We start from the raw sequence: 24873 nt of genomic DNA on the forward strand, positions 1-24873 counted from the left end.
ATTGCTAGACATAGGTATCGATAATCAATTAGCGAGTGACTATGGAATATGTATGGTAGAACGACCTGTTATTCCTACACCAGAGCAAGAAGTAGAACATATTGAAGTTCCGGGTAGACATGGTTCACTTACAAAAAAAGGGGCGTTTAAGGACGTCCCTTTAAAAATAAAGTTCAATTTACTTGAGGAAGAGAATATTAAGCCATTCATTCGGCGTATGAAGGCTTGGTTGATGAATGGAAAGACATTATATTTTACTGATGATGACGTGTATCGAAAAATTAAACATGTTTCAATAGGTGATATTGTAAATGAAATGGAAGAACACGGTGAATTTGAAGTCGATTTTAAACTCGATCCATTTGAGTATACAGAAGATGTAAACGTAATGCTGAGTACTCCAGGATCTATTTATAATCCGGGTACAATGGAAGCGGCTCCGATGTTGTTCGTTGCAGGGAATGGAACATTTCGAATTTTCATCAATGGTGTTTCTTTACAAATTAAAGATGTAAATGGTTCTGTCGTAATAGATTCAGAATTATTAGAGGCATACAGTGGCACAGTACCAATGAATGATAAAATGATTGGGGATTTTCCACAACTTCAAGTAGGAGAAAATAAAATAGAGTGGTCAGGAGCTATTCAATTTATTTCAATTCAACCAAGATGGAGATATAAATAATGATTACTTTATATAAACCAAATGAAACAGATTTTACGCATAATGGAATCGGTGTTCTAGATAAACATATTTACAGTGCAACTGTTGAGGAAGAACTCAATGGTTTATTTGTTTTTAATTTCAATTATCCTTTATTTGCTCCGTATGGAACAAAAATAGACGGGATGAGCATTATAAAAGTTCCAACTCCTGATGGAGATCAACTATTCCGCGTGGTAACTCCTAAAGTGAGTATGGGAGAAATTAAAGCGGTTTGTTACCATATTTTTTATGATTTAACGGAAAATTTAATTGAAGATATATTCATTCAACCCACGAATGGCAGTGCAGGTATGGCTAGGTTATCGTCAGGGTGTCAATATAAGCATCCCTTTACCTTTTATTCTGATATAACGAAGATATCAACGGCACGTATTGTACGAAAAAATCCAGTTGAAGCAATGTTAGATACGAGTCAAGATAACTCATTTGTGAATCGATGGGGTGGGGAATTAAAAAGAGACAATTTTGATGTTAAGATGCTGAAAAGTCGAGGCACTAATCGTGGGGTAGTTATTCGACATAAAAAGGATTTGTTAGGATATGAAGGAAGTGTGGACTGGAAAAGTCCTACTACCAAAATTATGCCACAAGGGTTTGATGGGTTATTGTTACCGGAAAAATATGTAGATAGCCCACTGATTAATAAGTATCCGCATCCCAAAATACGAGTTGTTGAATTTAAACATATAAAAGCGGCCATCGGTAAAAATGCTAATGATGAAGATGCAGTACCTTTAGAAGAGGCATATAAAAGGTTACGTCAAGCCGCTAAAGATTTGTTTGATATCCAGATGGTAGATCAACCGAAAGCAACATATAAGGTTGAATTTCAAGAATTGTCTCAAACAGAGGAGTATAAAGAGTATAAAATTTTGCAGCGTGTTTGGATGGGCGACATTGTTACTGTTCAACACTTGGAAGACGGTATTGATGTTCAAGCGAAAGTAATTGCATATAAATATGATCCAATTAAAAAAGAATATATAAATGTAACCATTGGTAATTTCAAAGAATCTTTTACAGACATGTCTGGTAAATTAGATCAAGTTCAACAAGATTTATCAAATATGCCAGGTTCTTTACTTGATGCGGCTAAAGAAAATGCAACAAAACTTATTAATTCTGGATTTGGTGGAAATGTACGTGTATATCCTGATCGGATTTTAATTATGGATACAAAAAATGAAATGACAGCCGCAAAAGTTTGGCAGTGGAACATAAATGGATTAGGTTATTCATCAAATGGAGTAAATGGGCCTTATGAAATAGCAATGACAAAAGACGGACGCATTGTTGCAGATTTTATTACAACTGGAGTACTGAATGGAGATTTAATTCGGGGTGGAGAAATATCGGGAACCACTTTGAGGTCTGCAAATGATTCCAATTATGTTTCTATTACCAAACAATTTATTCGGTTAATGGAATCTTATGTGACTCGGATTTTCATTGGATATTATATAAATAACAAAAATGTCATGCAACCCACTATTGTACTAGGTGGTAATAATGATAAGACAGCGACAGAAGGTGCAGTGTTGGTTTATCAGCTTGGAGGTTCTACCAAGTCGGGCGGCATTGGGATAGCAAAAGGTTATGAAAATAATGACCCAACACAAGCTTATTTCCCAGCACTTGTTGGATTTAATGAAAATGGACATGTAAACATTAAAGCAGATCAAAGCTTATATATGGAATCAAAAGATTCTTATGCAACTTTGAAAAGTAATCAGAACCTTTTTCTTGAAAGTTCAAAAGGTAGTACGTATGTCACTGTAGGACAAACGTGTTATTTTCATAAAAATGGGAATCGAATACTTAGTGTAGGTACTTCATCCGGCGGGGACAGTGACCTTGTATTTCAAAGTGTCTTATTACGGAATAACAAGGATTATGAAAGCACATATTTGCAAGTAAAAAGTGGATTAGGAACGTATTTTAATGGTGTTTTGGCATCTGATTTTAAAGTTTCTTCTAAAAAGAAATATAAAACGAATATACGTGACATTAAATTTGATGCCTTAGAGAAGGTAATGGGTTGGGAGATTAAACAGTACAACCTTAAAACAGAAATGGCTCAACTGTATGATATGCGTATGAACCGTAAAGAAGGAGATCCAGTCATTACAACAAACGATATTCCAACTCATTATGGAGTTGTAATTCCAAATGAATCAAAAGAAAATGGAGTCGGTTTATATGGAATGATTTCGCAAGCTGTAAAAGCATTACAAGAATATGTTACCAAAACGGATGCTAGAATCGAAGAATTAGAGCCAATACAACCTAAAGGGAATGTCCAACACAGGAACAAAGTAAAACGTCAAAGAAGACCGCCTAGACGCGTGAAAAGGAATAGTTAGAGAGAGGTGTAGTCATGCGAAATGAGGAAATTATTATAGATTTAGCAGATCCTGTGTTTACAAAAACAGTCCGTTCTCGTCAAAATGATAAAAATGGATTGAAGATTACTGTATATGTAAGAGAAAAAGGGCAACTTGTTGATTTAACAGGGTATGCGGTGAAATATGAAGCAATTAATCAAATTGGGAAATTTATTCGAGATGATGCTCAAATGATTGATGCAAAAAATGGTGTGTTTTCCTATACGTTTACACCACAATCCGTTTCTACATCGGATGATTGGACAGCTTATTTTGTTATGGAAAAAAGTAATGAGCGAATGAGTACACCAGACATTCGGATTACATTAAGACGTGATGTAAAACAAGGAAATATTAAAATCGAAAACTATATTTCAGAGTTTGAGATTATTAAGAAAACGTTGGACGAGTTACAGCAGAAATTAAATACTATGGATGTTGTTAAGAGAAGTGGGGACACTATGACGGGCAATTTATCCCTGGAGAGAAATAAAGGTGAAAGAGCTATTGCGTTTGTTAATGGTGGGCAACATTCCGCTAAATTATCTGACGATGAGAATAATATCTTCTTACATGATGCTAAAACAAATAAAATAGTTTGGCAGTACAATAAGAACTCTGGAGTATTCAATGTTAACGTGGATACAAACCTTGTTAAGAAAGCTGGCGACATCATAAATGGATTACTTGAATTTAAGAGTGATAATGCACTTGTATTAGGTAGCCGTTCTTATAAGACAGTTATTCACAAAGGGACGCAAGGAGAGCTGATCTTCGCTCCGTCCACAGTATCTCAAGGAGATACTTGGGATTGGTCCAAAAGAGTAGAATTTCGAACAGACGGTACAGTAAAACAAGCAACCGATACTGGATGGATTACTCTTCCTACAACTGGGGTAGAAAATGTTGCTGATAGAATTATGAAGCACAAAAGAAGTGGGGAACAGATTACTGTAATTGGTTCCGTTCGAAACCCAGCAAACACAACAGTTTTCGCGACGCTTCCAACTGGATTTAGACCCGTACAAAACATTGCTTTTCCGGCACTGGCATATGGTGGTGCACCGACAATTTGCGAAGTTACAGTAAAAGGTGACGGTGGTATCTTCGTGAACGGTGTCCAAAGTGGAAATACAATTCATATTGCAATGAGTTTTTTAATTTAGATATCACAAATCAAGCGTGCATAGGCAAGCTTTTATTTGTGTATAAAAGGAGCGTAGAGGATGAAACAATCACATGAAATTACAGTAGATTTTGGTAAACCACATAGCCATTCTTATATAGAATATTCTCAACATAACTTAAATACCTCAGAACTTATTATTAATGTGACTGATAACGAAAAAGAATTTCCTTTACATGATACAGATAAGATTATTATTTATTTTAGAAAACCAGATAAAACAGTGGTTTTTCAGGATAAAGAAATCGAAGTATTAGATAAAGGGAAAGGGAAAATGAAGGTCTTATTGACAACGCAAACGCTTGTAAGGCCTGGAGACGTTTATGGAGAGATTTCTATCGAACGCGAAGAAGATAAAATAAAAAAACGTGTAAGCTCGTATAGTTTTAGTTTTGGAGTGAGACAATCACTCGCATCAAATGAAGTGATTGAATCTACAAATGAGTTTCAAGTTTTTGAAAAAGTGATAGAAGCGGCTAGGGTTCTGAATGGGGTAAATTTAAAGGAGATTACAGAATTTTTCCCGAATCAAAGGGATTTTGTAGAATTACTCCAAAATCATACTTCATCTCAAAAAATATACACACGTATTGTAGGGGATCGTACATTGGATGTCCTCGTGCCATTGAGAGGAAGTAAGGTTGCACATTATACCTTGCGAAAGGATGTGAAGGATGATTATGTAAAATTAGAAGATTGTGCAGTTTCCAATCTATCTGTTGTGGCGCAAAAGATAGATGCGATTAACTACAAAAGTGAAACAGGAGCGATACAAAAAGCGAATCCACCTAACTATTATACTTCTACTATTGGAGATACATTCACTTTTACTTTTGAAGGAACAGGTTTTGACTTCCAACATTTTGCGGATAACAGGGGTGGTTTATGGGAGTTTAAAGTAGACGGTAATGTTATCAAAACGGTAAGTACGCATATTAATGCAGTACCAGCCAATGAATTAAAAGTGAATTATGGAACCCGTCCAGTTGCTAGAGGATTAGCGAAAGGAATACATACAGTCATTGCTACCTTTAAAGGAGATGATTCAGCAAATGCTCCGTCCAGTGGCGCAAGAGGATGGGTGAAGAATGATACGGGATATGTACAAGCAGCAGAAGCACATAAGACAGCTTTCATTTATGATGATCTTTTGAATCCAGTGAAAGAAATTGATTTACTTGTCCCGTTCAGTAATAAAGAATTCGCATTTCGTATGAAACCAAATGGTTCATCTGTAGCAGCCGCATGGATACCAGAACATAGCGCAGCAACGGTATTCAAAACAAACCAAAAGATGTATGTGGATGGTAAAGAAATTATATCTTGGGCAGCAGATGCAACTGTAAAAGAAGCACAAATGGTAAGAGTGGTACAAGCTATGAAAGGCTTCCATCCTTCCGATCTAACAAATGCATTATGTGAGATTTATTCTGTTCATACTGTTACAAATCAAGGTGTGACGTTTGATATAAAAATAAAATGGTTAAAAGATACTTTTATAGAAGATGGTTATATAGCAATGCTTCCTGGTAGCCGTCCATTTGTAGAGAAATTGGTGGATTCGACAGGGCATTCAGTTGAAACACTTGTCGATGATAACAGTAGTAAAGATATTGTAAATGGCGAGAAAATCACAAGCTATGCGATGCTAAATACAGGGAGAGATTATGTCGTAGCCATGAAGATAAATAATGTGAATGTAAGTTTACGTAAAGGACAGGCGGGCTTGCGGAATCCACTTGTATGGTTACAACATAGGGATGCAACGTTGCAAAAGTTATATCCACAGACGTATAAAAACTGTGTAGTGAAAACGAATGAGGTTCATCAATTTAGTGCTACGTATTGTATTGGTGAATTGCCGCTTGCAGCACAATTGTTAGTATGAACTTAAACAAAATACGGCTTTTATAGCAAAAGAGGGACAAATACATGTCTCTCTTTTTATGTTGAAACGGGGTGGTCAAAGTGGAAGGATTACAAGAAGTAAGAAGTGATGTTCAAGAAATAAAGCAAGACATCAAGGACATTCGTTTAGAAATGAAAAGCTTAGAGATGCGAACAACTGGTAACGAAAAGGACATTATCAATATCAACAAACAGTTAGATAAAATTAGCGCGAATACGACCTGGATCTTACGACTTATTGTAGGTGGAATGATAGGCGCAGCACTCACTGTCTTACTGAATGGAGGTGGTATGTAATGTTTGAAATTACGGTAATGATTGGCATTGTAGTTGGTCTTTCACAGATTGCAAAAACAAGTGGATTACAAACAAAATATGTTCCGTTATTGAATGTAACGCTTGGCATTGTGCTAGGCGTTTTATTTTTGGACGGAGATATCAAAACAAATGGATGGCAAGGAATCATCATGGGACTGTCAGCAAGTGGATTATTTGACCACACAAAAATGATGAAAAAGGATGTTGATGCGAAATGAAAAAGACATTAAAACATAGTTCTTCTGTAGTCTTTGCTGCTATTTTAGTTTTATCTGTTGCAACTAGTACTTTTGCGGATAGAATACTTATTATTCCTGATTTACCTAAACAACCATACCGTAATGGTGTAGGTGCTTATGAGGGCGTTGTAGCACATTCTACAGCAACTCCAGAAGCGCCAGCTATCAATATTCAAAGATATGAGTCTCGTACATGGAGAAATGCATTCGTTCATTATGCAGTAGATTGGAATGAAACAATCCAAATTGCTGATACAAAGTATATTGCTTATGGCGGTGGACCTGCTGCGAATAAACGCTTTGTCCACGTTGAATTATGCGAAACAGCGGACTATACAAAATTCAAACGCAGCTATGAAAAATACATTAAGTTACTAGCTAAAATCTTACGTGACCGTGGGTTATCTGTGGAAAAAGGATTATGGACTCATTATGATGTAACGAAATACCTTGGTGGAACAGATCATGAAGATCCACTTGACTACTTACAATCTCATGGCGTTTCAGAAGCTCAATTTAGAGCAGATGTACAACGAGCATACAATAATTCTAGCGTGGATGTTTCTGTTCCTGATAAAACGCCTAAACCAGCAGAAGTACCGACAGCGGTAACAGATGGAATTGCATATATTGAAAGCTACAATGTTAATTTACGTAAAGGACCTGGTCCAAGTTATTCTAAGATTCGGCAATTAAACAAACCAGAATCTTATATTGTATGGGCTGAAAAGGATGGTTGGTTAAATCTTGGTGGAGATCAGTGGATTAGGAACGATCCATCTTATGTGAAGTTTAATAAGAAAAATACAGTGGATTCTTCTATTGTAGGTAAGCGCGTTGTTTCTAAAGTTAATAACCTACGATTCTATGATGCTCCATCTTGGCAGGAGAAAGAGGTGGCGGGTACTGTGGATGTAGGGGAGGGATTTATTATTGATAAGGAAGTTATGGTAAGTGGCTCTTCGCAATACAAAATGCACAATAGTAAGGGGAAAACATATTACGTAACTGCAAGTGAAGCCTATGTAAGGGTGGAGTAAGAGAATTTCCATAGGATAAGATACACGATTTTGGGTTAGAGCATAGTCTATGTGTGAACGAAACGTACGTATAGGAAAAAAGAGCCCACTCTGGTCCAGTTCACAGTGATATTATCCCCTTTAGGTAGACAGTGTAAAAAGACCATGTACATACATGGATGTTACACTATTACTTGGAGGGGATTTTTCATGACTAAAAAAGGCTTAACTTTTAATATATATTCAGAAGAATTAAAGTTATCAGCTGTTCAAAGTTATTTAAACGGAGAAGGAAGTTACAATACGATAAAGGAAAAATATCAGCTTAGAAGTTCTACTTAACTTGAAAATTGGGTAAAAAAATATAAAGAATGTGGTGAAATTACAGATACACGTGGAAAAAACAGTGGAATGAAAGGGATACAAAATCCTCTAAAAGGCAAACGTGTTCATTTCAATACCGTTGAAGAGGAACGCGACTACTATAAGGCTCAGGTTGAATATTTAAAAAAGCAATATCCAAATCTGTAAATGGAGGCGTACTAAAATATAAAGAGAGATATCATATCATTGAATCATTAAAGGGGAAATATCCAGTTAGGTGGCTTACGAAATTTGCTGGTGTACATCGTTCAAGTTACTATAAGTGGATTCATACAAAAGGCATGAAAAACATGCGACTAGCATCCGAAAAACGATTTAAAAAAGTAATACAATCTATTCATGTAAAGCACAAGGAATATGGTTATCCACGTATGAAAATCGCTGTACAGGAAGAAGGATATTTTATAAATCATAAAAAAGTATATCGCTTAATGAGCGAGCTCAACATTCAATCTATTATTCGAAAGAAGCGTCGCTTCTTTCAAGGGAACTATTCCAATGTTTTAAACCGTGAATTTAAAGATCGTCAACAAAATGAAGCACTTGTTACAGATATTACGTACCTACGATTCCAAGAGGGATCTCGGTATCTTTCTGTTGTCCAAGATATTTATAATAACGAAGTTGTTTCTTGGAAAATATCCAAGCGCAATGATAATGAACTTGTATTAGATACAATTGAAATGTGGGCACAAAAAAGAGATGTGCGTGGAACCATTCTCCATTCAGATCAGGGATTCCAGTACACATCTCATGCCTACAACAAACGACTTTTAGATTTAGGTATCATTGGTAGCCACTCTCGCAAAGGAAACTGCCATGATAATGCCTGTATCGAGTCATTTTTCTCCCATTTTAAATCGGAGATGTTGTATTTAAATCATTTTAAAACAGAAGAAGATTTAATACAAGCAATTGAAGAATATATTTACTTTTATAATTATAAACGGTTCCAAAAAAGACTAAGCAGCCATCGAGCTCCGATAGAATATCGAATCTCGATGGCTGCTTAGTCTTTTTAATACTGTCTACTTGACAGGGATAAGACCACAGAGGGTCCTTTTTACATAGAATAAGTTTCATACAAGGGGCATGTGCGTAACTTTATGTAGTACAAAGGTGTAATATGAGAAAAAGGTATATCTTTCAATGATACACCTTTTTAATTTGGTGATGTATGGGATATTGATGGCATATGAGCAAGTACAATTTAATGTGCAGGTGTAAATTTAAAACGAAAAATGTAACGATTGTCCCTGTCACAGGGGAGATAGCTTGCATAGGATGCAGGGAAGTAAACTAATAGGAGTGATAATATGGGACGTTATAGTAGGCCAAGGTTGAAAAGTACAAATTGTTCAAGTGGTAATGAATGTGATAAGCAATTGGAAGAATGTCTAAATAGTCAAAATGAGGCTTGTGATAGTTGCTGTGTGCAAAATATTAAAGAAGAATTATGTAATTTAAAAAATCAAACGGTTCGGATTGATACTCAAACACGCAGTTATGTGGGAATTATCAATTCTGTTGATTGTGATATTGTCAGCTTAGGGGCAATTACAGGAACTGTTGCTACGATTATTTCTATTTGTAAAATAGAAGCGATTGTTCCGGCAACCACTACTGTAAAAGCTGAATTTAATTTAGGTGATACGGACATAGCTAATAAAGCATAGAGGAATTCAAGTGCAAAGTGGTCATAGGGTCGGCATCCTATAAATCCTCTAATATAGAAAAAACATACTAACATTAGTAGTACAAACCAAGGCCACGGTTTGTGCTACTATTTTTTTTAGTAGAAGTGAAGTAAGGTCGAAAGGTGTCTTGGACCATATTGGAGTCCGTATAAAAAAACAGACCGACTTCACACCCTTATTTGAATCAGTTTAGTATGTTGGATCCAAGAGATCGTGTATAAGAAAGTGGAATCGATAAGGCACTGTGAAGACTTCTATAATTGGAAAAAAAGGAGAGATTTATATCATGCAACACGTTGTAGCTTTTGATGTCAGTATGGGTAAAAGTATAATGGTTATTTACAATCGATACCGTAAATGTGAAGTAGAGAAGGAAATTAACCATAACCGTCCCTCTTTTGAACAGCTTCATGAAACACTTCAGGAACTGATGCATCGAGGTGGAGAAAAGCCTGAAATTGTTTTTGAAGCAACAGGTGTATACTCCAAATCGTTGGAACGATTCCTTCAAGACAATAATTATACATATTGCCGTATTAATCCTCTTGAAGCAAACTTACAAACGGCTTCAATGCGCCGCCAAAAAACAGATAAAAGCGATGCAAATGAACTGGCAAAATCACACTTTCGAGTAGGACGTGAACAGACGTATCAAGAAGAGGGGTACTACCAACAGATGCGTGGACTCACACGTTACTATGATGAGTTAGACATTGAGATTACTCACTTATATTCTCGGTTACACGCAATCCTACAATTGAGTTTTCCAGAATTGGAACAGCTATTTACAAAGCGGTCTGCCCTGTTTTTGAATATCGTACAATTATACCCACACCCGGATGAAGTGTTAGCCCATTCTAAAACAGTAATTTGCAATAGGTTAAAGGCAAATACACAGAAACGTTTGTCCTTGAAACGAGTAGAAGAGAAAGGAATCGCCCTCCTTGAAGCTGCAAAGACCTCTTACCCAGCAATCTCAAGAAAAGACGTACGTTGCGAGCAAGTCAAAGATTATGCGAGTCGCATTACAGGCTTGAAAGAGAAGAAGGCGCAGCTTGTAAAGCTGATGGTTGAGCTTTCTAATGAACGTACAGAATATCATGTGCTTCGGTCATTTCCAGGAATAGGTGAAATAACAGCCGTTCGAATCATCGGTGAGTTAGGTGATATAAGACGTTTTAAAAATAATAAGCAATTAAATGCCTATGTAGGGATTGATATTAGGCGTTATCAGTCAGGGAATACCCATTATAAGGACAAAATCAATAAAAGGGGAAACAATAAACTACGGAAAATTTTAGTCTTTATGGTTACAGCGATGATTACATTACGTAAAAAAATAAAGAATCATCTGGTAGAATACTATGACAAATTAAAGAAGCAACCTTTGAGAAAGCCTCATAAAGTTGCATCCGTTGTGTGTATGAATAAGTTTTTGAAAGTGGTATTTCATCTTATTACACACGAAAAACTCTATGATTACGAAATAGCATCAACCAGTTCGTAATCAACTATATACTATAGCACAATTGACCTTTCAAAAGCACTTGACTAAAGGTAAGAACAGACACCTTCCCTAGTTGAAGATGTCTGCTTTGTGTTGTAAGTTCTTTAGATGTCAATTATAGAATATGCAGTTCACATATTTTATGTTCCGCAATGCTTTCGTGTACTCTCTTGATGAACCAAGCTAAGAATATCATAAAAGTTGTTAGCATTAGCCCAATCTTTCACAATGTGTTTGGCTGTATAAATCAAGTGTTTTCACACGGATATATATTATATCCATTCTTTTATATTTCGTCAAGTTATCTAGAATAACATGTGTTTTCATTCTCCGTTTGTAATTGTAGTGGATATATATTTATAGTTTTCTTGTATGGGTATAGATCCAGAAATTTCATCGTATACGTAGTATCTCTTTTTGGAGCATATCTCCAATATCTTTTAATATTTTTGCGGATGCACTATCTTTTGGAACATTTTCGAATATGTGAACGTCGAAATAAGATGTGTGTTCGTTTTCTTTTGGAAAAATAATTTGACCGATTTCTCCCAAGGTTTCATGATGAAATATGTAATAAAAGCCCGAATCATTCAATTCTTTTCGTACCGATATTCCTTTGGGTAATAAAAGTTTCTCACCATAAATCGTATTTGATTTTTCGGTAGTAGTTTTCTCACCAAATAGCTCTGCTATTTTTTGGTTGATCCCTATCATCACTTCTTCCATAAGAAGAACATTCATGCCTTGTGAATGGGATTGACAAAACAAAATCACTTCTTGTAAATCTTCATGTGCAGTTATAATTTCTGCCTTTGTGACCATGTCAATTTCTTCCTCGTAGTCCATCATCATCATCACAAGCATTTGCACATCTTCATAAATACCGACTACAAGTGTATCCAGTACATTTTGTGAAATAGTTGTCATTGTGTTAACCACCTTTATTTTTATGAATATACTCTTTTTTAGTTATTCGTGAGAGAACCTGCTGTTACTACATCCTCATAATGGTTTTATAAAAAGCTTCTGCTTGTTCTTCTCCGTGATCTAATAAAGTTAAATACTCATTAAAAAAGTCGAAGATTAGAGAAACTTGAGGATCTCGTAATTTCATATGATTGACAACGTACATCGTACCTTCAGCGGCAAGGTCGTCGGTATACGTCTTTTTCTTACTCATCCATTCCTTCCACATTACTAATGCACGTTCAATACATTGTTTATCGGATGCAAAACGTTCAAATTCCCACTTCATTAACATAATTATCAACTCCTCATTCTCCCAACATTTCTTCATAGGTGCTCTTGTAAAAATTAAATAGTTCCTGATCGTGTAAATCTTGAATTATATGATGTATTACCGTAGTTGACACTGGCTGTGAAAATCCTGCAGCAATGGCTGATAACTCTATTTTCTCAGAATAGTAACAGATATATGCCAGATCATATTCTTTGAGTTTTTGCATACCTTTTCCTTTCTACACGAACCATCTTTAATATTCGAGCTACACATAGATAAATTTAATTGTACAATAGTAGAGTTAGATTGGGTATCCTAAATATGCTTTCATGAATACAATTACAGTAAAATCCTGAGGAGCTTGTTTTTAAATATGTATATGGAGATTCATCACTTGCTAGAGTTTGGTTTCAAAATAATATTTATAGATTAATACAACCCTATTTCGTCCGCTTCTTCTTTAGATATTTTAAGTTCACTTTCAGGAATAAAAGTGTGTCTCGTTGTATTTGTATAGGTATGTGTGGATGGCATTTTTGATTTATCCTCTTCTAACCAATTATAAAGAAATATTTTCGTATGTGGTTTTGCCGCAGCAGAATGGTTTGCATTAGCTTTTTTAGATACTTTGATATTATCACTATAAACTTTCGTAAATAGGGCTTGTACACTGTCTGTAAGAGTTCCATTATTTTTTAAGAATCTATCAATTTTCCCTAGCGCATTTAATGCAAGACAAAACAGATCTTTATCACAATTGCTACCCACACGTAAACCAATAATAGATGCATTCGTTTTTAAAATAGGATGATAAGTACCAGATTTAATTGTGTGATACATCATTTCTTGGAATTCATTCACATAGTAAGTATGGATTCTTTCAAATTCTTTTTGGGCATCGTTTTGCGCTTTTTTCAGTTCGTTTTCAATTGATTCTGTTAAGGATACTATATCATTATTTTTTTCTTGTTTTAAAGAATTAAAAGAGTTAATAGAGTTATTATAGTTAGAACTCATTTTTTCACTCTTTAGCTCAGTAGTATCAAGGGTTTCAGCTTTTTCCTGTTCTGCAACCTGTCCTGCATTCAGTTCTGCAATTTGTTCTGTATCTATATAAAATACTTCTTTCATGATGACTGGAAAATTTGGATGCATTTTCAGTACAAACACGTATTTGTTTTTCCCATCAGCTAATCCAGCGACTACGATTTCACCTGTTTGTTTTAATGCACGAACAGCGGCATGCACAGTTCTTACAGAACAATCAGTTTTGTTTGCTAATGTTTCAGCTGAAATTTTGCATATACCATTCGCTGAAAGCATGTATACAATGTGATCCATAACTTCTTTTCGTTTAGAGCGCGCAGGAAATAGACTTTCAAAACTTTGGTTCGTATCACCGATACGGTTTCTAATAGCATCAATGATTTCATTTTTCTTTTGAGTACTTAATTGATTTTGTTGCATATATTTTTGAATATCTGAATTATAAGCAGTCAATTTTTTCATAACGGTTTGTCTCCTTTTTGGAAACAAAAAAGCAACGTCACCGATTTATTGGTAAACGTTGCTTAATAAACCTAATATGAGGTACAATACTCATGAGAGGATAGCAAGTGTTTACCTGGTCAGCTCAGGTGGACGGTATATAGGGTGTTGTACCACCGTATATACACGCTGTGCTCTTTTGTTTTTATGGTCACATTTTGGTAACGAATGAATAAAATTTAAAATTTATTCATGCTTTTTAATGTTACACAAACCGTTGGTATATAAGCATTTATTACTATTTTTAAAACAAACGTAAATAACCTTTATTGACGAACAGGGTCAATTCCTTTTTTTGCTTTCAAAATCCTCTTCTGAAATGACTTTAAATCCGTGTCTTTTAAATAAAGCAGTTGTCACTCCGTAACCAGTTTGTTTATTGCCGTTAAATTCCCCTGTGTAAATAGTAGAACTACCACAAGATGGACTGCGTTCTTTTAAAATTATATATTCTGGGTTTAAATCTTTTATTTGTTCTAATGCTTTATAAGCACCACACACGAAATCCTCCGTGACATCTTGTCCTTCTTTCGTCATTACTTTTGCTTTTCCATCTAAAACATCATCGCCATTACCGCCGATAATTTCAGCAGAAGGGCGTGGTGTTGGTAAACCGCCTAATACTTCGGGACAAACGAGGATGGTGTCTTCTCTTTGTAATAACTCTTCTATTTTTGAAACGAGATTATCGTTACCATCATACCGACAAGCGATACCACCTAAACAAGCGCTAATTACAATCATATTTTCATCTCCAGTAAAAAAATATTAAATATCACGCCAATTTCTCTTCCGGCCTCTTACTTATAAATGAGGTGATAAAAATGGGAAGCTTATATAATTTAATGAAACCATATAGTCAATTTCGAAGTAAAGAAGAGTTTAATACATATCAAAAACAAGTTTTGAAGTGCTATCGATTTCAATTGAATAAAACGGATGCTATCATTATTCATTTTTTAGGAAAGTATGCAGTGAATGAGAAACAGAAAACAGTGGGAGTTGCTTGTCCGTTAATGGAGACGATTGCTACAAATGTTGGAAAGAGTATTCGTACGGTACGCCGCTCGATTGCAAAGTTAGAGGAACTAGGGATTATAAAACGTGTTGCGACAAAAGAAAGATATAAGCGCGGCGGATATAGTGCAAACTTATATGTATTTCTTAAATCTGCGATTGACCGCATGGATGACCGTATGAAAATGTCCGCATGTGAAAGTGATGATTGTGCAGATGGCTGTAGTGGAAATGAGCAAAAAAATGAGGGGGAAACAATTCTTTCTAAAAACATTCCACAAATAAAAGAGAAAAGAAAAGTAACGTACGAGCTTGATGAAACGTATTGTCGTCACGATATACCGAAGCCTTTTATATATGCACTGGTGCCGATGACGAGTAATCCGAAGAAGATTAATATATTTTGGAGTAAGGTGGAACTTGCTTATAAAAAGAGCGGATTACTAGAGCAAGGTGCTTTATTAGAGGGAATATTAGCTGATGAAGAAGTGTGTGGAAATTTAATTTGGCGGGTGAAAAGTGTTGTGAGAGCGTATAAGTACGGAGAAATTCGTAAAGATGTTGGTGCATTATTGTATAGTACGATGCGAGATTTATTTTTAGAAATTGGATTAGAGTGGGGAGCGGCATTAAGGAGAAGTAAGGGAATACCGTTATTCGATCCATTTAAAAAGGAGCCATGCGTATAATACATGACTCCAAGTAGCTAATCGAACTTTCTTACAACTGGAACACGAATTGCTACAAATAGTACAAAGACGATAACAGCGATTGCACCGCTTTTCATAACCGTTACAATTGGAATGCCTATCCCAAGTGCAAGCGATGTAAATGCGTAAGAGAGCGGAATGAATCCCATCGATGAAAGCATGAGTAAGCTCATAACGCGTCCCATCATCTCTTCTTTTACTGTTGATTGAATCATTGCCATAAGTGGAACGATAGCCATCGCAATTGTAATACCGTAAAACATTCCAGCTAATAACGCTTGCCAAAGTACGGTGCTAAAGTTGATGGCTAGGAAGAATACACCAGACAGTAGCATCATGATAATACAAAATAGACCACGTCTGCGGTTAATGTTTTTTAATCCGACAATGACAGCTCCTATCGCCATCCCGCCGCCAACAGACGCTTCTAAGTAACTAAACTGAAGTGAATCACCGTGCAGAACGTTTTTGACGAAGAGCGGGAAGCCTACTTGCATTGGGCCGATTAAAAATAAATTTAAAAAGGCGCTACATATAAGGAAAGTTGAAAGAAATGGTGATTCTTTTACATATGAAATTCCCTCTTTAATAGAAGTAAACATGCCTTTATCTGTTTCATTTTTTTCGGGTACTGTAAATTGTATTTTTTGAACGAGTATCGCAGCGATAATGAGTAGCAGGATTGTAATTGAAAAGATTGTTTCATAGTTCGTAAATTTAATGAGAATACCGCCAAGTACAGGGCCCAAGATGACCGATCCTTGGTTTGTCATTTGAGTAAGTGAATTTGCTTGTGTTAAACGGCTTTTTTCTACAAGTTCAGGCAGAATAGATCCATCTGCTGACCAGAAGAAAGCGTCAGCAAGTCCGAAGAACAAAGCAAACAAAGCAAATGTATATAGTGTTACATCACCGACGATGAACCAGGTGAGAATGGTTGCGACAAGAATAGCGCGAATAATATTAGAGTAAAACATAATATTTTTTTTCGGGAATTTATCAGCTAATGCACCGCCGATAATCATAAAGATGAGTCTTGGAACACTAAGAGCCACGAAAACAATACCGAGTGAAGCCTCAAGGTTTAATGTTTTTGCTATGTACCATGTTTGTGAAAAAGTAAAAAAGGCTAAAGCAAAACTTGAAAAGAGAGTAGCTGCCCAAAGAAAAAGGAAGTTCGTATTTTTTAATAACGGTTTTCCGCTTCCTTCTAAAGCAGATTTATTTTGTTGTAGTTCCTCCATATTGCTTCCTTTCTATGTACCAAATTTAGACTAAAAAACCTATTAACAATCGTTTTATACAGTTTCTAATATTTCTATACTGCACTTTCTCATTGTAGACAATAATAATGAATTTGCACAGTGGCTATTTAACGACAAAAAAGAAGATACCAAAGGGTATCTTCTTTTTTGTCATTCACGCTAAGGCAATATAAATATCCACTTGTACGTTATTTGGATCTACTGCATTTTCGTCATAAAGCTCAAAGTCTGTTGTAAAAGCACGCTTGTTTTCTTTCGACCATTGCCAAATATATTCCCAAGCTTCACAAACGACTTCAGACACAGGACCTTTTCTCGTTGTAAATACCGCATACGTAGCAGCAGGTATTGTTAAAGCTGTCATATTTTCAGGAACGTCTTTTAATGAAGAAACAGGCATGCCAATAGTAAATTGATATGTACCAGTTTCATCTGATTCGTAGTTTGAGTAGAAAGCGAATGTTTCTTTTGTTTGTTGATTTGGGATGTGATGCATGATTTGTTCTTGGAAGTATTGGTTCCAAAGTTGTGGGATTTTTCCTTCAGTAGATGCTTCTTTCTCATTTGTCGTCGTAATAGAAACGCCGATTGCTTGGAAAGCTTCTTTCTTAATGATAATAGGTTCTTTCATTATAAAATTCCCCTCCATTGAATGAAACGTACGTTCTGTTTTATTGTAACATATTTTAGGAGTATGTGGTATTTTTTTCTAAAGTACATAGCTGTGAAGAAAGAGAGGTAATTTGGATTAGGGATCTTTATAACAAAAGAACTCCTTTCACGTAAAAGGAGCTCTTTTCATTTCTATATTAAAACATACTTGAGCTATGCATTGGTTGAAGTTTTGCGTTTGGATCGAAGTAAGCTTTTGCATTGTTTACTGCTGTCGGTGCTTCACCAAAGCCGCAAGCAATGAGTTTTACTTTTCCTTCATATGTACAAATGTCACCAGCAGCGTAAATGCCAGGAATATTTGTTTCCATTTTTGAGTTCACGAGGATGCTGTTTTTTTGAATATCTAAGCCCCAATTTTTAATTGGACCAAGTGAAGAAACGAAGCCGTAGTTTACGATTACGTCATCAACATCGATGATAATTTTTTCTTCTGTTTTTACGTGCTGAAGAACAACTTGTTCAATAGTATCATCACCGATAAGTTCAACTGGAACGTAAGGTGTGCTTACTTCTGCACGGGAATTCATTAAGCTTTCTACGCTATGTTCATGTGCACGGAATTTATCGCGGCGATGAGCAATTGTAACTTTGTCCGCAATCGGTTCTAACATCATTGTCCAATCTACTGCTGAGTCACCACCGCCGAATACAACGACGCGTTTTCCAGCAAATTTATTCATATCATCAACGAAATAATGTAAGTTTTTCTTTTCGTATTTTGCTGTGCCTTCTAATTCTAAGCGGCGTGGTTGGAAAGCACCATTACCAGCAGTAATAATGACAGATTTAGAGTAGTGAGTTTGTTTATTTGTAACAAGTTTAAATATACCGTCAGCTTGTTTTTCAAGCGTATCAACAGCTTCTTCTAAGCAAACAGTTGGATCGAACTTTTTCATTTGTTCTTTTAAGTTATCAACTAACTCTTGTGCGCGCACTTTTGGGAATCCAGCTACATCATAAATATATTTTTCGGGATATAGTGCGGATAATTGCCCTCCAAGTTGAGGTAAGCTTTCAATAATTTTTACACTTGCTTGTCTCATTCCGCCATAAAATGCGGTGAATAGTCCTGTTGGGCCACCACCAATAATCGTTATGTCGTAAACTTTTTGATTTTCTGTCATTTTCATTCCCCCTATAGATGATGGAATTTTAATATTGATTTCATATATTGTTCATATGTACATGAAAATCCTGCAAATGATGACACTTTCAAATAAATGATAGCATATTTCAGTTAATAATACTTCTGGAAACGACTGAATAATAAGTAAGTTTGCGCATAGATGTTTTAGAATTGTATAAAATATAGCGAAAGGAAAATACATGAAAAAAAGGCTGAAAAACCCTTGAAAACGCTATGTTATTTTAAAATATTGATAATTCTCTAGGTGCTTGAATTATGGAATGAAACCGACTAATATAGGGAAGTATTATGTTAAATTTCTATGACAAATTTCGTACGATTTTTTGACTGCGTTTTGTTATGATATAGAATGTGATAAATTCCACATTCTTGACAAATAGAGTTTTTAGTACTTGGTATTATTTTTTATTACTATTATATAAAGAAAAGGGTTGTGATTTAGTGAAGACTCCAAAAATCGTAGTTTTAGGTGCAGGTTATGGCGGGATGATTACGACTGTTCGTCTGCAAAAAACATTATCTGTAAGTGAAGCTGAAATTACGTTAGTAAACAACAACAGCTATCACTACCAAGCAACTTGGTTACATGAGAGTGCAGCTGGTACATTACAAGATGATAAAATCTGTCTAGATATTCAAGACGTTATCGATACAAATAAAGTGAACTTTGTACAAGATACAGTAGTAGAGATTAAAGCTGCTGAAAAACGTATTATCTTAAAAGATGGTGAATTAGAGTATGATTACTTAGTAATCGGTCTTGGTTTCGAATCAGAAACGTTCGGAATTAAAGGATTAAAAGAGCATGCATTCTCAATCACTAACATTAATGCAACTCGTCAAATTCGTGAGCATATGGAAGAAAAATTCGCTCAATATGCGACTGAAAAACGTGATGAGTTAGTAACAATCGTTGTTGGTGGCGCTGGATTTACTGGTATCGAGTACGTAGGTGAGCTTGCAAACCGTATTCCTGAACTTTGCAAAGAGTATGATGTTCCACGTGAAAAAGCACGTATCATCTGTGTAGAAGCTGCTCCAACAGCACTTCCTGGTTTCGATCCAGCATTAGTAGAGTACGCTGTAAAACAACTTGAGAAAAAAGGTGTAGAATTCCGCATCGGTACAGCAATTAAGGAAGCAACTGAAGAAGGTATTATCGTTGCCAACGGTGATGATGCTGAACTTCTTAAATCTGAAACTGTAGTTTGGGCTGCAGGTGTTCGTGGTAATGGTATTGTGGAAGAGTCTGGATTTGAAGCAATGCGCGGACGTATTAAAGTGGATGAGTACATGCACGCTCCAGGTCATGAAGATGTATTCATGGTTGGTGATGCAGCGTTAATCATCAACGAAGAAATTAACCGTCCATACCCACCAACAGCACAGATTGCAATTCAAGAAGGTTATAATATTGCACACAATTTAACTGTGTTAGTTCGTGGCAAAGGTGAAATGAAAAAGTTCGCATTTGATAATAAAGGATCTGTATGTTCATTAGGTCATGACGATGCAATGGGCGTTGTTATGGGCAAAAAGTTAACAGGTTGGAAAGCTTCATTCATGAAGAAAGTAATTGACAACCGTTACTTATTCTTACTAGGCGGACCTTTATTAGTTCTTAAAAAAGGTAAATTGAAGTTCTTTTAATATATAGTAGAAAAAGCAGAAACGGCTATGAGCTGTTTCTGCTTTTTTCGTATTGAAAATATAGTATAATATATAAAAAAGAAAGAATATTCTGTTCGTTTTGATGGAGGAGGTTATATCATGGGGAAGCGAGGGAAAGTGTGGTTAGCTGTCAGTGGCTTAGTAGCTACAGAAGATGGGAGATGGCTATTCGTTAAGAAAAAATACGGTGGATTGAAAGGGCAATGGTCTTTACCTGCTGGTTTTGTTAATGAAGGCGAGACTGTTGATGAAGCTGTGAAACGTGAAATATTGGAAGAGACAGGCATTGTTGCTCATGTAAAGGGGATCATTGGTATTCGCTCAGGTGTTATTCATAATGAAATTAGTGATAATATGATTATTTTTCTTCTAGAGCCAGAGGGAGAAGACGTTATCGTACAGGAGAAAGAATTGTCGGAAGTAGCTTTTTTACATCCGGAAAATATTGCAGATGATCAAAATACTTCTGTACTCATCAAATATTTATTAGAAGGAAGAGCAGAGTCGCATTTTGAAATGGACAAAACATTAAATCCAGGAGAGCAATTTGGTTATACGGCTTATCATGTGTTTACGGCGTATGCGAAGGAGAGGGAGAAGAAGTGAGTATACCGGTACTACTTATTTCAATGATGTTGTTCTTTATTTTATTTTTTGGAATTGGGTTTTTACTCAACATGATTTTGCGAGCTACGTGGGTAATGGTTATTGTATATCCAATTATTTGTATGCTTATTATTAATAAAGCGAGTGTATGGGACTATTTTTCAAAGCCAAAAGAAACATTTTCTTCATTTGGGACAAGTGTATCGCATTTAGGACACGCAGATGTGTTTATTCTATCTACTGGATTAGTAGGTGCTGCTTTAGCAGGAATCATAATTAAAAAACTTCGAAAAAGTGGATATCAAATGTTTTAATCTCCAATCAATTTGGAGATTATTTTTTTGCATATTCCTTCATCGTATAGGGAATGATTAACGATGAAGGAGTGTGGAATATAAAAATGTTAAAACGATATTGTATTCGCATTATGATGACTTGTTTACTTGCATTCGCATTATGCGTAACATGGCAGGCTTTCACAGGAGTTTCTTTATTAGAGATTATAAAATCATATGAAGGAACAAGTGTAAAAGAAGTACATGCAGCAGAAATTGAGAAAAAAGTTGCTCCGAGTAAAGAAGTGATAAATGCTTTAGAGCAGGCAAATGACTGGTCTAAATATCGTGTTATAGAAATGACTGCAACTGGTTATACATCAGGTATAGAGTCAACTGGAAAGAGGGCGGGGCATCCAGAGTATGGCATTACATATTCAGGTGTTAAAGCAAAAAGGGATTTATATTCCACAATCGCTGCCGATTTACGCGTATTCCCGCTTGGGACAATTCTATTCGTGCCAGGTTACGGATATGGTGTTGTAGCTGATAAGGGCGGTGCTATAAAAGGAAATCGTCTCGATTTATATTATGATACGGTGAAAGATGTTTATAGCCAATGGGGTAAGAAAAAAGTAAATGTGTATATAGTGAAAATAGGAAATGGCAAGTTCTCGGAAGAAGAGTTAACGATGTTAAATCAAGACGAAACGATGCAAGTGTTTCGTGGACAATATTTAAAACAAAGATAGTCTAGTGGCAATAACGCTAGACTTTTTTCTTGTCTTATTTCACCATAGAAGATATTGGAGATAGCATCTTTATCCTGCTATTTGCGGCCGGTAAAACTCCCATCTCAAAATTCAGCTGGGGCAAAGAAGTTAGGGGGGAGCCCTGCTGCCCATAAACGCCCGATTAGTGCGGGCTGATTAAAGTTTCACTTTATATGAAATAACAGAATTTAGAATTGTCGCATTTTATCGAAAATAAAGTTATAATGGACGTAGAGAAATTTAGGGGGTCTGAACATGTTTCGAGTACAAAAAGAATTAGTAAGTCATGAAGTGGTAATTGTTGCCTTATTTGAAGAAGATAAAACGAGTAGCTTTGTACAAGAACTGGATAAAGCGTTTGAAGGACAATTACAAGTTTTATTAGAAGAAAAAGAACTTTCAACTAAGAAGAAAGCCATTTCAAAAGTACACAGCTTAGGAAAAACAAATGTTAAACGTTATTATTTTGTTGGTTTAGGTAAGAAAGAGTCATATACAACAGAAACGTTACGTGCGGCTCTTGGTAAGGCGTTTAAAGCGTTACAAGCAGCAAAAGTACAAGATGCAGCAATCTTACTTGATTCTTTCGTGACAGATAAATTAGATGCGATTGATGTAGCTCATATTGCGGCAGAAGTACAAGGTCTTGGTACATATGAATTACAAACGTATAAAACAGATAAAAAGGATCGTGTGGAACTAGAGAAGTTCACGGCTATTACAGCGGAAGATGCACAAGAAATTGAAGCTGCATTAACGGTAGGATACGTACATGGACGTGCAACGAATTCAGCTCGTACGCTTGTAAATATGCCGCCAAACGTATTAACAGCGACAAAGCTTGCTGAGTATGCAGTTGAATTAGCAGAAAAATACGATATGGATTATAAGGTTCTTGAGAAAGAAGAGATGGAAGAGCTTGGTATGGGTGCATTACTTGCAGTAAACCAAGGATCTACTGAACCGCCAAAAATGATCGCTCTTATTTATAAAGGAAAAGAAGAGTGGAAAGATGTAATTGGATTTGTTGGAAAAGGGATTACATATGATACAGGCGGTTATTCTTTAAAACCACGTGAAGGCATGGTTGGTATGAAAGGTGATATGGGCGGCGCTGCAGCTGTTCTTGGCGCGATGGAGATTATCGGTGAACTTCGCCCTGAGCAAAATGTAATTGCTGTTATTCCATCAACTGACAACGTTGTAAGTGGTACAGCATTTAAGCCAGATGATGTGATTACATCTATGAGCGGAAAAACAATTGAAGTATTAAATACAGATGCAGAAGGTCGCCTAGCGTTAGCTGACGGTATTACGTATGCGAAGAAACTTGGCGCAAATTACTTAGTTGATGTTGCAACATTAACAGGCGGTGTAATCGTTGCACTTGGAAATCATACAACAGGCGCGATGACAAATAATGAAGAATTGTTTGAACAAGTGTTAGAGGCTTCTATGGAAACGGATGAGCCAATTTGGCAATTGCCGATTTTTGAACGTGATAAAGAACGTGTCAAAAACAGTAAATTTGCTGATTTAAATAACTCACCAGGCCGTGAAGGACATGCGGTTATGGCTGGGACATTCATTGGTGAATTTGCAGAAGAAACACCATGGGTACACTTGGACATCGCTGGAACATCTGAAACATCAGGAGCACATGATTTAGGACCATCTGGAGCAACAGGTGCAATGGTGCGTACACTTGCAACACTTGTTGAGCGTTTCGGAGAAGAATAATTTTTGAAGAAAAGGCTGTCTCAAATTTTTGGGATAGCCTTTTCTTATTGATATGGTATGACTATTGTAAGTTTTTGTCGGTAAGTCGATACTCCTTGTCGAAACGTCGATATATTTGGAGTTACGGTTCATATAATTTCATTTACTATTTTACCGTTTCAAAAAGTGCTACATAGTGAAAGATTCGTCCTATAAAGAAATCGTATATAACGTCCCGCCTAAAGCGAATGAAGTACGCCCTGTTTCCTCAGAGACAACTAATATAAGTGCATCAATTTTCTCGGATAAGCCAATTGCAGCCCTATGACGTGTTCCTAGCTCAGGATTGATTTCCATGCTTTTTGTTAATGGGAGAATATTAGCTGCTGAGACAATATGATTATTTTTAATGAGAACGGCTCCGTCATGAAGAGGGTTCCCTGGATAAAAAATCGATTCAAGTAGTGGCGCGGTTAAGTGTGCGTTTAATGTCGTTCCAGTTTGAATGAAAGAATCAAGAGCGTCACTTCGTTCCACAATAATAAGAGCACCGTGTTTTCGAGCGCTTAAATGTTGGACAGCTGTAGTGATGAAATGTGAGCTTTCCGTATAAGGTGATAAATATGCTTGAATATAATATGTAGCTGCTAACGTCTGTACATTTGTTAACATATGATGAATATCTTCCATTTTACATAAAATACATTCATCTTCTTTATCGATTGCATGCTTCATGTTTGATAATTCTTTTTCAGCAATTTCAATCATCTGCTTTGTTTTTATTTTGAGCTCTTCTGACAAGCCCCATTCTTGCATAATCCTCATTCCCTTTGGTGGAGTATTTAACCATAGTGTATA

General features: G+C 36.0%; 26 protein-coding genes. 17 read left to right on the forward strand and 9 right to left on the reverse strand.

Annotated features, from left to right (window positions below):
• Position 1: 1 nt before the first annotated feature.
• The 11 genes from I6L50_RS08240 to I6L50_RS08285 all read left to right on the forward strand — a co-directional run bounded on the left by I6L50_RS08240 (position 2) and on the right by I6L50_RS08285 (position 11369).
• Positions 2-685 (forward strand): distal tail protein Dit, encoded by a 684-nt coding sequence (locus I6L50_RS08240; RefSeq protein WP_219301076.1) that lies wholly within the window; start codon positions 2-4, stop codon positions 683-685.
• Positions 685-3090 (forward strand): phage tail spike protein, encoded by a 2406-nt coding sequence (locus I6L50_RS08245; RefSeq protein ID WP_219301077.1) that lies wholly within the window; start codon positions 685-687, stop codon positions 3088-3090. The genes I6L50_RS08240 and I6L50_RS08245 overlap by 1 nt, the downstream gene beginning before the upstream one ends.
• A 14-nt stretch (positions 3091-3104) precedes the next feature.
• Entirely contained in the window at positions 3105-4277 is a 1173-nt protein-coding gene (locus tag I6L50_RS08250) for a BppU family phage baseplate upper protein (protein ID WP_219301078.1), read from the forward strand.
• A gap of 60 nt (positions 4278-4337) precedes the next feature.
• Positions 4338-6185 carry a BppU family phage baseplate upper protein gene (locus tag I6L50_RS08255; RefSeq protein WP_219301079.1) on the forward strand — a complete coding sequence of 616 codons (1848 nt, stop codon included), beginning with the start codon at positions 4338-4340 and terminating at the stop codon, positions 6183-6185.
• Positions 6186-6265: 80 nt separating this feature from the next.
• A complete protein-coding gene (locus I6L50_RS08260; protein ID WP_219301080.1) occupies positions 6266-6502 on the forward strand; it encodes a hemolysin XhlA family protein in 237 nt (78 codons plus the stop codon).
• Entirely contained in the window at positions 6502-6741 is a 240-nt protein-coding gene (locus tag I6L50_RS08265; RefSeq protein WP_219301081.1) for a phage holin family protein, read from the forward strand. The genes I6L50_RS08260 and I6L50_RS08265 overlap by 1 nt, the downstream gene beginning before the upstream one ends.
• A complete protein-coding gene (locus I6L50_RS08270) occupies positions 6738-7802 on the forward strand; it encodes an N-acetylmuramoyl-L-alanine amidase (protein ID WP_219301082.1) in 1065 nt (354 codons plus the stop codon). Before I6L50_RS08265 ends, I6L50_RS08270 begins: the two co-directional genes overlap by 4 nt.
• 189 nt (positions 7803-7991) lie before the next feature.
• Complete coding sequence (locus tag I6L50_RS35825; RefSeq protein ID WP_374108356.1) at positions 7992-8123, forward strand: hypothetical protein; 132 nt, start codon at positions 7992-7994, stop codon at positions 8121-8123.
• A 227-nt stretch (positions 8124-8350) separates the two neighbouring features.
• Positions 8351-9178 carry an IS3 family transposase gene (locus tag I6L50_RS08275; RefSeq protein WP_374108367.1) on the forward strand — a complete coding sequence of 276 codons (828 nt, stop codon included), beginning with the start codon at positions 8351-8353 and terminating at the stop codon, positions 9176-9178.
• A gap of 303 nt (positions 9179-9481) precedes the next feature.
• The gene (locus I6L50_RS08280; RefSeq protein WP_219301083.1) at positions 9482-9841 is read left to right on the forward strand and encodes a hypothetical protein; all 360 of its coding nucleotides are present in this window, start codon (positions 9482-9484) and stop codon (positions 9839-9841) included.
• 307 nt (positions 9842-10148) lie between these two features.
• A complete protein-coding gene (locus I6L50_RS08285) occupies positions 10149-11369 on the forward strand; it encodes an IS110 family RNA-guided transposase (protein ID WP_219301084.1) in 1221 nt (406 codons plus the stop codon).
• Between the two features lie 393 nt (positions 11370-11762).
• Here the strand turns inward: I6L50_RS08285 and I6L50_RS08290 are convergent, their stop codons facing one another.
• The 5 genes from I6L50_RS08290 to I6L50_RS08305 form a co-directional block, all read right to left on the reverse strand.
• On the reverse strand, positions 11763-12296 hold the full coding sequence (locus tag I6L50_RS08290; RefSeq protein WP_219301085.1) for a hypothetical protein: 534 nt from the start codon (positions 12294-12296) through the stop codon (positions 11763-11765).
• Positions 12297-12363: 67 nt separating this feature from the next.
• The gene (locus I6L50_RS08295; RefSeq protein WP_219301086.1) at positions 12364-12630 is read right to left on the reverse strand and encodes a hypothetical protein; all 267 of its coding nucleotides are present in this window, start codon (positions 12628-12630) and stop codon (positions 12364-12366) included.
• A gap of 13 nt (positions 12631-12643) precedes the next feature.
• Positions 12644-12835 (reverse strand): hypothetical protein, encoded by a 192-nt coding sequence (locus tag I6L50_RS34745; RefSeq protein WP_088115588.1) that lies wholly within the window; start codon positions 12833-12835, stop codon positions 12644-12646.
• A 203-nt stretch (positions 12836-13038) separates the two neighbouring features.
• Positions 13039-14118 carry a helix-turn-helix domain-containing protein gene (locus I6L50_RS08300; protein ID WP_219301087.1) on the reverse strand — a complete coding sequence of 360 codons (1080 nt, stop codon included), beginning with the start codon at positions 14116-14118 and terminating at the stop codon, positions 13039-13041.
• A 321-nt stretch (positions 14119-14439) separates the two neighbouring features.
• Positions 14440-14901, reverse strand: coding sequence for a 2-thiouracil desulfurase family protein (locus I6L50_RS08305; RefSeq protein ID WP_219301088.1), 462 nt, complete (start codon positions 14899-14901; stop codon positions 14440-14442).
• An 80-nt stretch (positions 14902-14981) separates the two neighbouring features.
• Between I6L50_RS08305 and I6L50_RS08310 the strand changes: the two genes are divergently transcribed.
• Entirely contained in the window at positions 14982-15863 is an 882-nt protein-coding gene (locus I6L50_RS08310) for a helix-turn-helix domain-containing protein (RefSeq protein WP_219301089.1), read from the forward strand.
• Positions 15864-15880: 17 nt separating this feature from the next.
• On the opposite strand, the gene I6L50_RS08315 is transcribed toward I6L50_RS08310, so the two are convergent.
• The 3 genes from I6L50_RS08315 to I6L50_RS08325 form a co-directional block, all read right to left on the reverse strand.
• Positions 15881-17128, reverse strand: coding sequence for an MFS transporter (locus tag I6L50_RS08315; RefSeq protein WP_002034542.1), 1248 nt, complete (start codon positions 17126-17128; stop codon positions 15881-15883).
• Positions 17129-17303: 175 nt separating this feature from the next.
• Positions 17304-17780 (reverse strand): GyrI-like domain-containing protein, encoded by a 477-nt coding sequence (locus I6L50_RS08320; RefSeq protein ID WP_219301090.1) that lies wholly within the window; start codon positions 17778-17780, stop codon positions 17304-17306.
• Positions 17781-17958: 178 nt separating this feature from the next.
• The gene (locus I6L50_RS08325) at positions 17959-18948 is read right to left on the reverse strand and encodes an NAD(P)/FAD-dependent oxidoreductase (protein WP_061690105.1); all 990 of its coding nucleotides are present in this window, start codon (positions 18946-18948) and stop codon (positions 17959-17961) included.
• Positions 18949-19412: 464 nt separating this feature from the next.
• Between I6L50_RS08325 and I6L50_RS08330 the strand changes: the two genes are divergently transcribed.
• From I6L50_RS08330 to pepA, 5 genes are all read left to right on the forward strand, one after another.
• Positions 19413-20621: an NAD(P)/FAD-dependent oxidoreductase gene (locus I6L50_RS08330; protein WP_002067919.1), complete on the forward strand. Its 1209-nt coding sequence runs from the start codon at positions 19413-19415 to the stop codon at positions 20619-20621.
• A 120-nt stretch (positions 20622-20741) separates the two neighbouring features.
• Entirely contained in the window at positions 20742-21248 is a 507-nt protein-coding gene (locus I6L50_RS08335) for an NUDIX hydrolase (RefSeq protein ID WP_002015875.1), read from the forward strand.
• Positions 21245-21562, forward strand: a complete 318-nt coding sequence (locus I6L50_RS08340) for a YuiB family protein (protein ID WP_002089308.1) — start codon at positions 21245-21247, stop codon at positions 21560-21562. Before I6L50_RS08335 ends, I6L50_RS08340 begins: the two co-directional genes overlap by 4 nt.
• Before the next feature lie 86 nt (positions 21563-21648).
• Positions 21649-22275, forward strand: a complete 627-nt coding sequence (locus tag I6L50_RS08345; RefSeq protein ID WP_219301091.1) for a 3D domain-containing protein — start codon at positions 21649-21651, stop codon at positions 22273-22275.
• Between the two features lie 276 nt (positions 22276-22551).
• Positions 22552-24036 carry a cytosol aminopeptidase gene (gene pepA / locus I6L50_RS08350; protein ID WP_219301092.1) on the forward strand — a complete coding sequence of 495 codons (1485 nt, stop codon included), beginning with the start codon at positions 22552-22554 and terminating at the stop codon, positions 24034-24036.
• 189 nt (positions 24037-24225) lie between these two features.
• Here pepA and cdaS read toward each other — a convergent pair whose 3' ends face one another.
• The gene (gene cdaS, locus I6L50_RS08355; protein WP_002067925.1) at positions 24226-24831 is read right to left on the reverse strand and encodes a sporulation-specific diadenylate cyclase CdaS; all 606 of its coding nucleotides are present in this window, start codon (positions 24829-24831) and stop codon (positions 24226-24228) included.
• Between the last annotated feature and the right edge of the window lie 42 nt (positions 24832-24873).

Source organism: Bacillus sp. FDAARGOS_1420 (genome assembly GCF_019344915.1).
Classification (GTDB): domain Bacteria; phylum Bacillota; class Bacilli; order Bacillales; family Bacillaceae_G; genus Bacillus_A; species Bacillus_A mycoides.

Coding starts and splice junctions, on each gene's coding strand:
- I6L50_RS08245 (WP_219301077.1), top strand. CDS start 685: ATGATTACTTTATATAAACCAAATGAAACAGATTTTACGCATAATGGA.
- I6L50_RS08250 (WP_219301078.1), top strand. CDS start 3,105: ATGCGAAATGAGGAAATTATTATAGATTTAGCAGATCCTGTGTTTACA.
- I6L50_RS08255 (WP_219301079.1), top strand. CDS start 4,338: ATGAAACAATCACATGAAATTACAGTAGATTTTGGTAAACCACATAGC.
- I6L50_RS08265 (WP_219301081.1), top strand. CDS start 6,502: ATGTTTGAAATTACGGTAATGATTGGCATTGTAGTTGGTCTTTCACAG.
- I6L50_RS08270 (WP_219301082.1), top strand. CDS start 6,738: ATGAAAAAGACATTAAAACATAGTTCTTCTGTAGTCTTTGCTGCTATT.
- I6L50_RS35825 (WP_374108356.1), top strand. CDS start 7,992: ATGACTAAAAAAGGCTTAACTTTTAATATATATTCAGAAGAATTAAAG.
- I6L50_RS08280 (WP_219301083.1), top strand. CDS start 9,482: ATGGGACGTTATAGTAGGCCAAGGTTGAAAAGTACAAATTGTTCAAGT.
- I6L50_RS08285 (WP_219301084.1), top strand. CDS start 10,149: ATGCAACACGTTGTAGCTTTTGATGTCAGTATGGGTAAAAGTATAATG.
- I6L50_RS08290 (WP_219301085.1), bottom strand. CDS start 12,296: ATGACAACTATTTCACAAAATGTACTGGATACACTTGTAGTCGGTATT.
- I6L50_RS08295 (WP_219301086.1), bottom strand. CDS start 12,630: ATGTTAATGAAGTGGGAATTTGAACGTTTTGCATCCGATAAACAATGT.
- I6L50_RS34745 (WP_088115588.1), bottom strand. CDS start 12,835: ATGCAAAAACTCAAAGAATATGATCTGGCATATATCTGTTACTATTCT.
- I6L50_RS08300 (WP_219301087.1), bottom strand. CDS start 14,118: ATGAAAAAATTGACTGCTTATAATTCAGATATTCAAAAATATATGCAA.
- I6L50_RS08305 (WP_219301088.1), bottom strand. CDS start 14,901: ATGATTGTAATTAGCGCTTGTTTAGGTGGTATCGCTTGTCGGTATGAT.
- I6L50_RS08310 (WP_219301089.1), top strand. CDS start 14,982: ATGGGAAGCTTATATAATTTAATGAAACCATATAGTCAATTTCGAAGT.
- I6L50_RS08315 (WP_002034542.1), bottom strand. CDS start 17,128: ATGGAGGAACTACAACAAAATAAATCTGCTTTAGAAGGAAGCGGAAAA.
- I6L50_RS08320 (WP_219301090.1), bottom strand. CDS start 17,780: ATGAAAGAACCTATTATCATTAAGAAAGAAGCTTTCCAAGCAATCGGC.
- I6L50_RS08325 (WP_061690105.1), bottom strand. CDS start 18,948: ATGACAGAAAATCAAAAAGTTTACGACATAACGATTATTGGTGGTGGC.
- I6L50_RS08335 (WP_002015875.1), top strand. CDS start 20,742: ATGGGGAAGCGAGGGAAAGTGTGGTTAGCTGTCAGTGGCTTAGTAGCT.
- I6L50_RS08345 (WP_219301091.1), top strand. CDS start 21,649: ATGTTAAAACGATATTGTATTCGCATTATGATGACTTGTTTACTTGCA.
- pepA (WP_219301092.1), top strand. CDS start 22,552: ATGTTTCGAGTACAAAAAGAATTAGTAAGTCATGAAGTGGTAATTGTT.
- cdaS (WP_002067925.1), bottom strand. CDS start 24,831: ATGCAAGAATGGGGCTTGTCAGAAGAGCTCAAAATAAAAACAAAGCAG.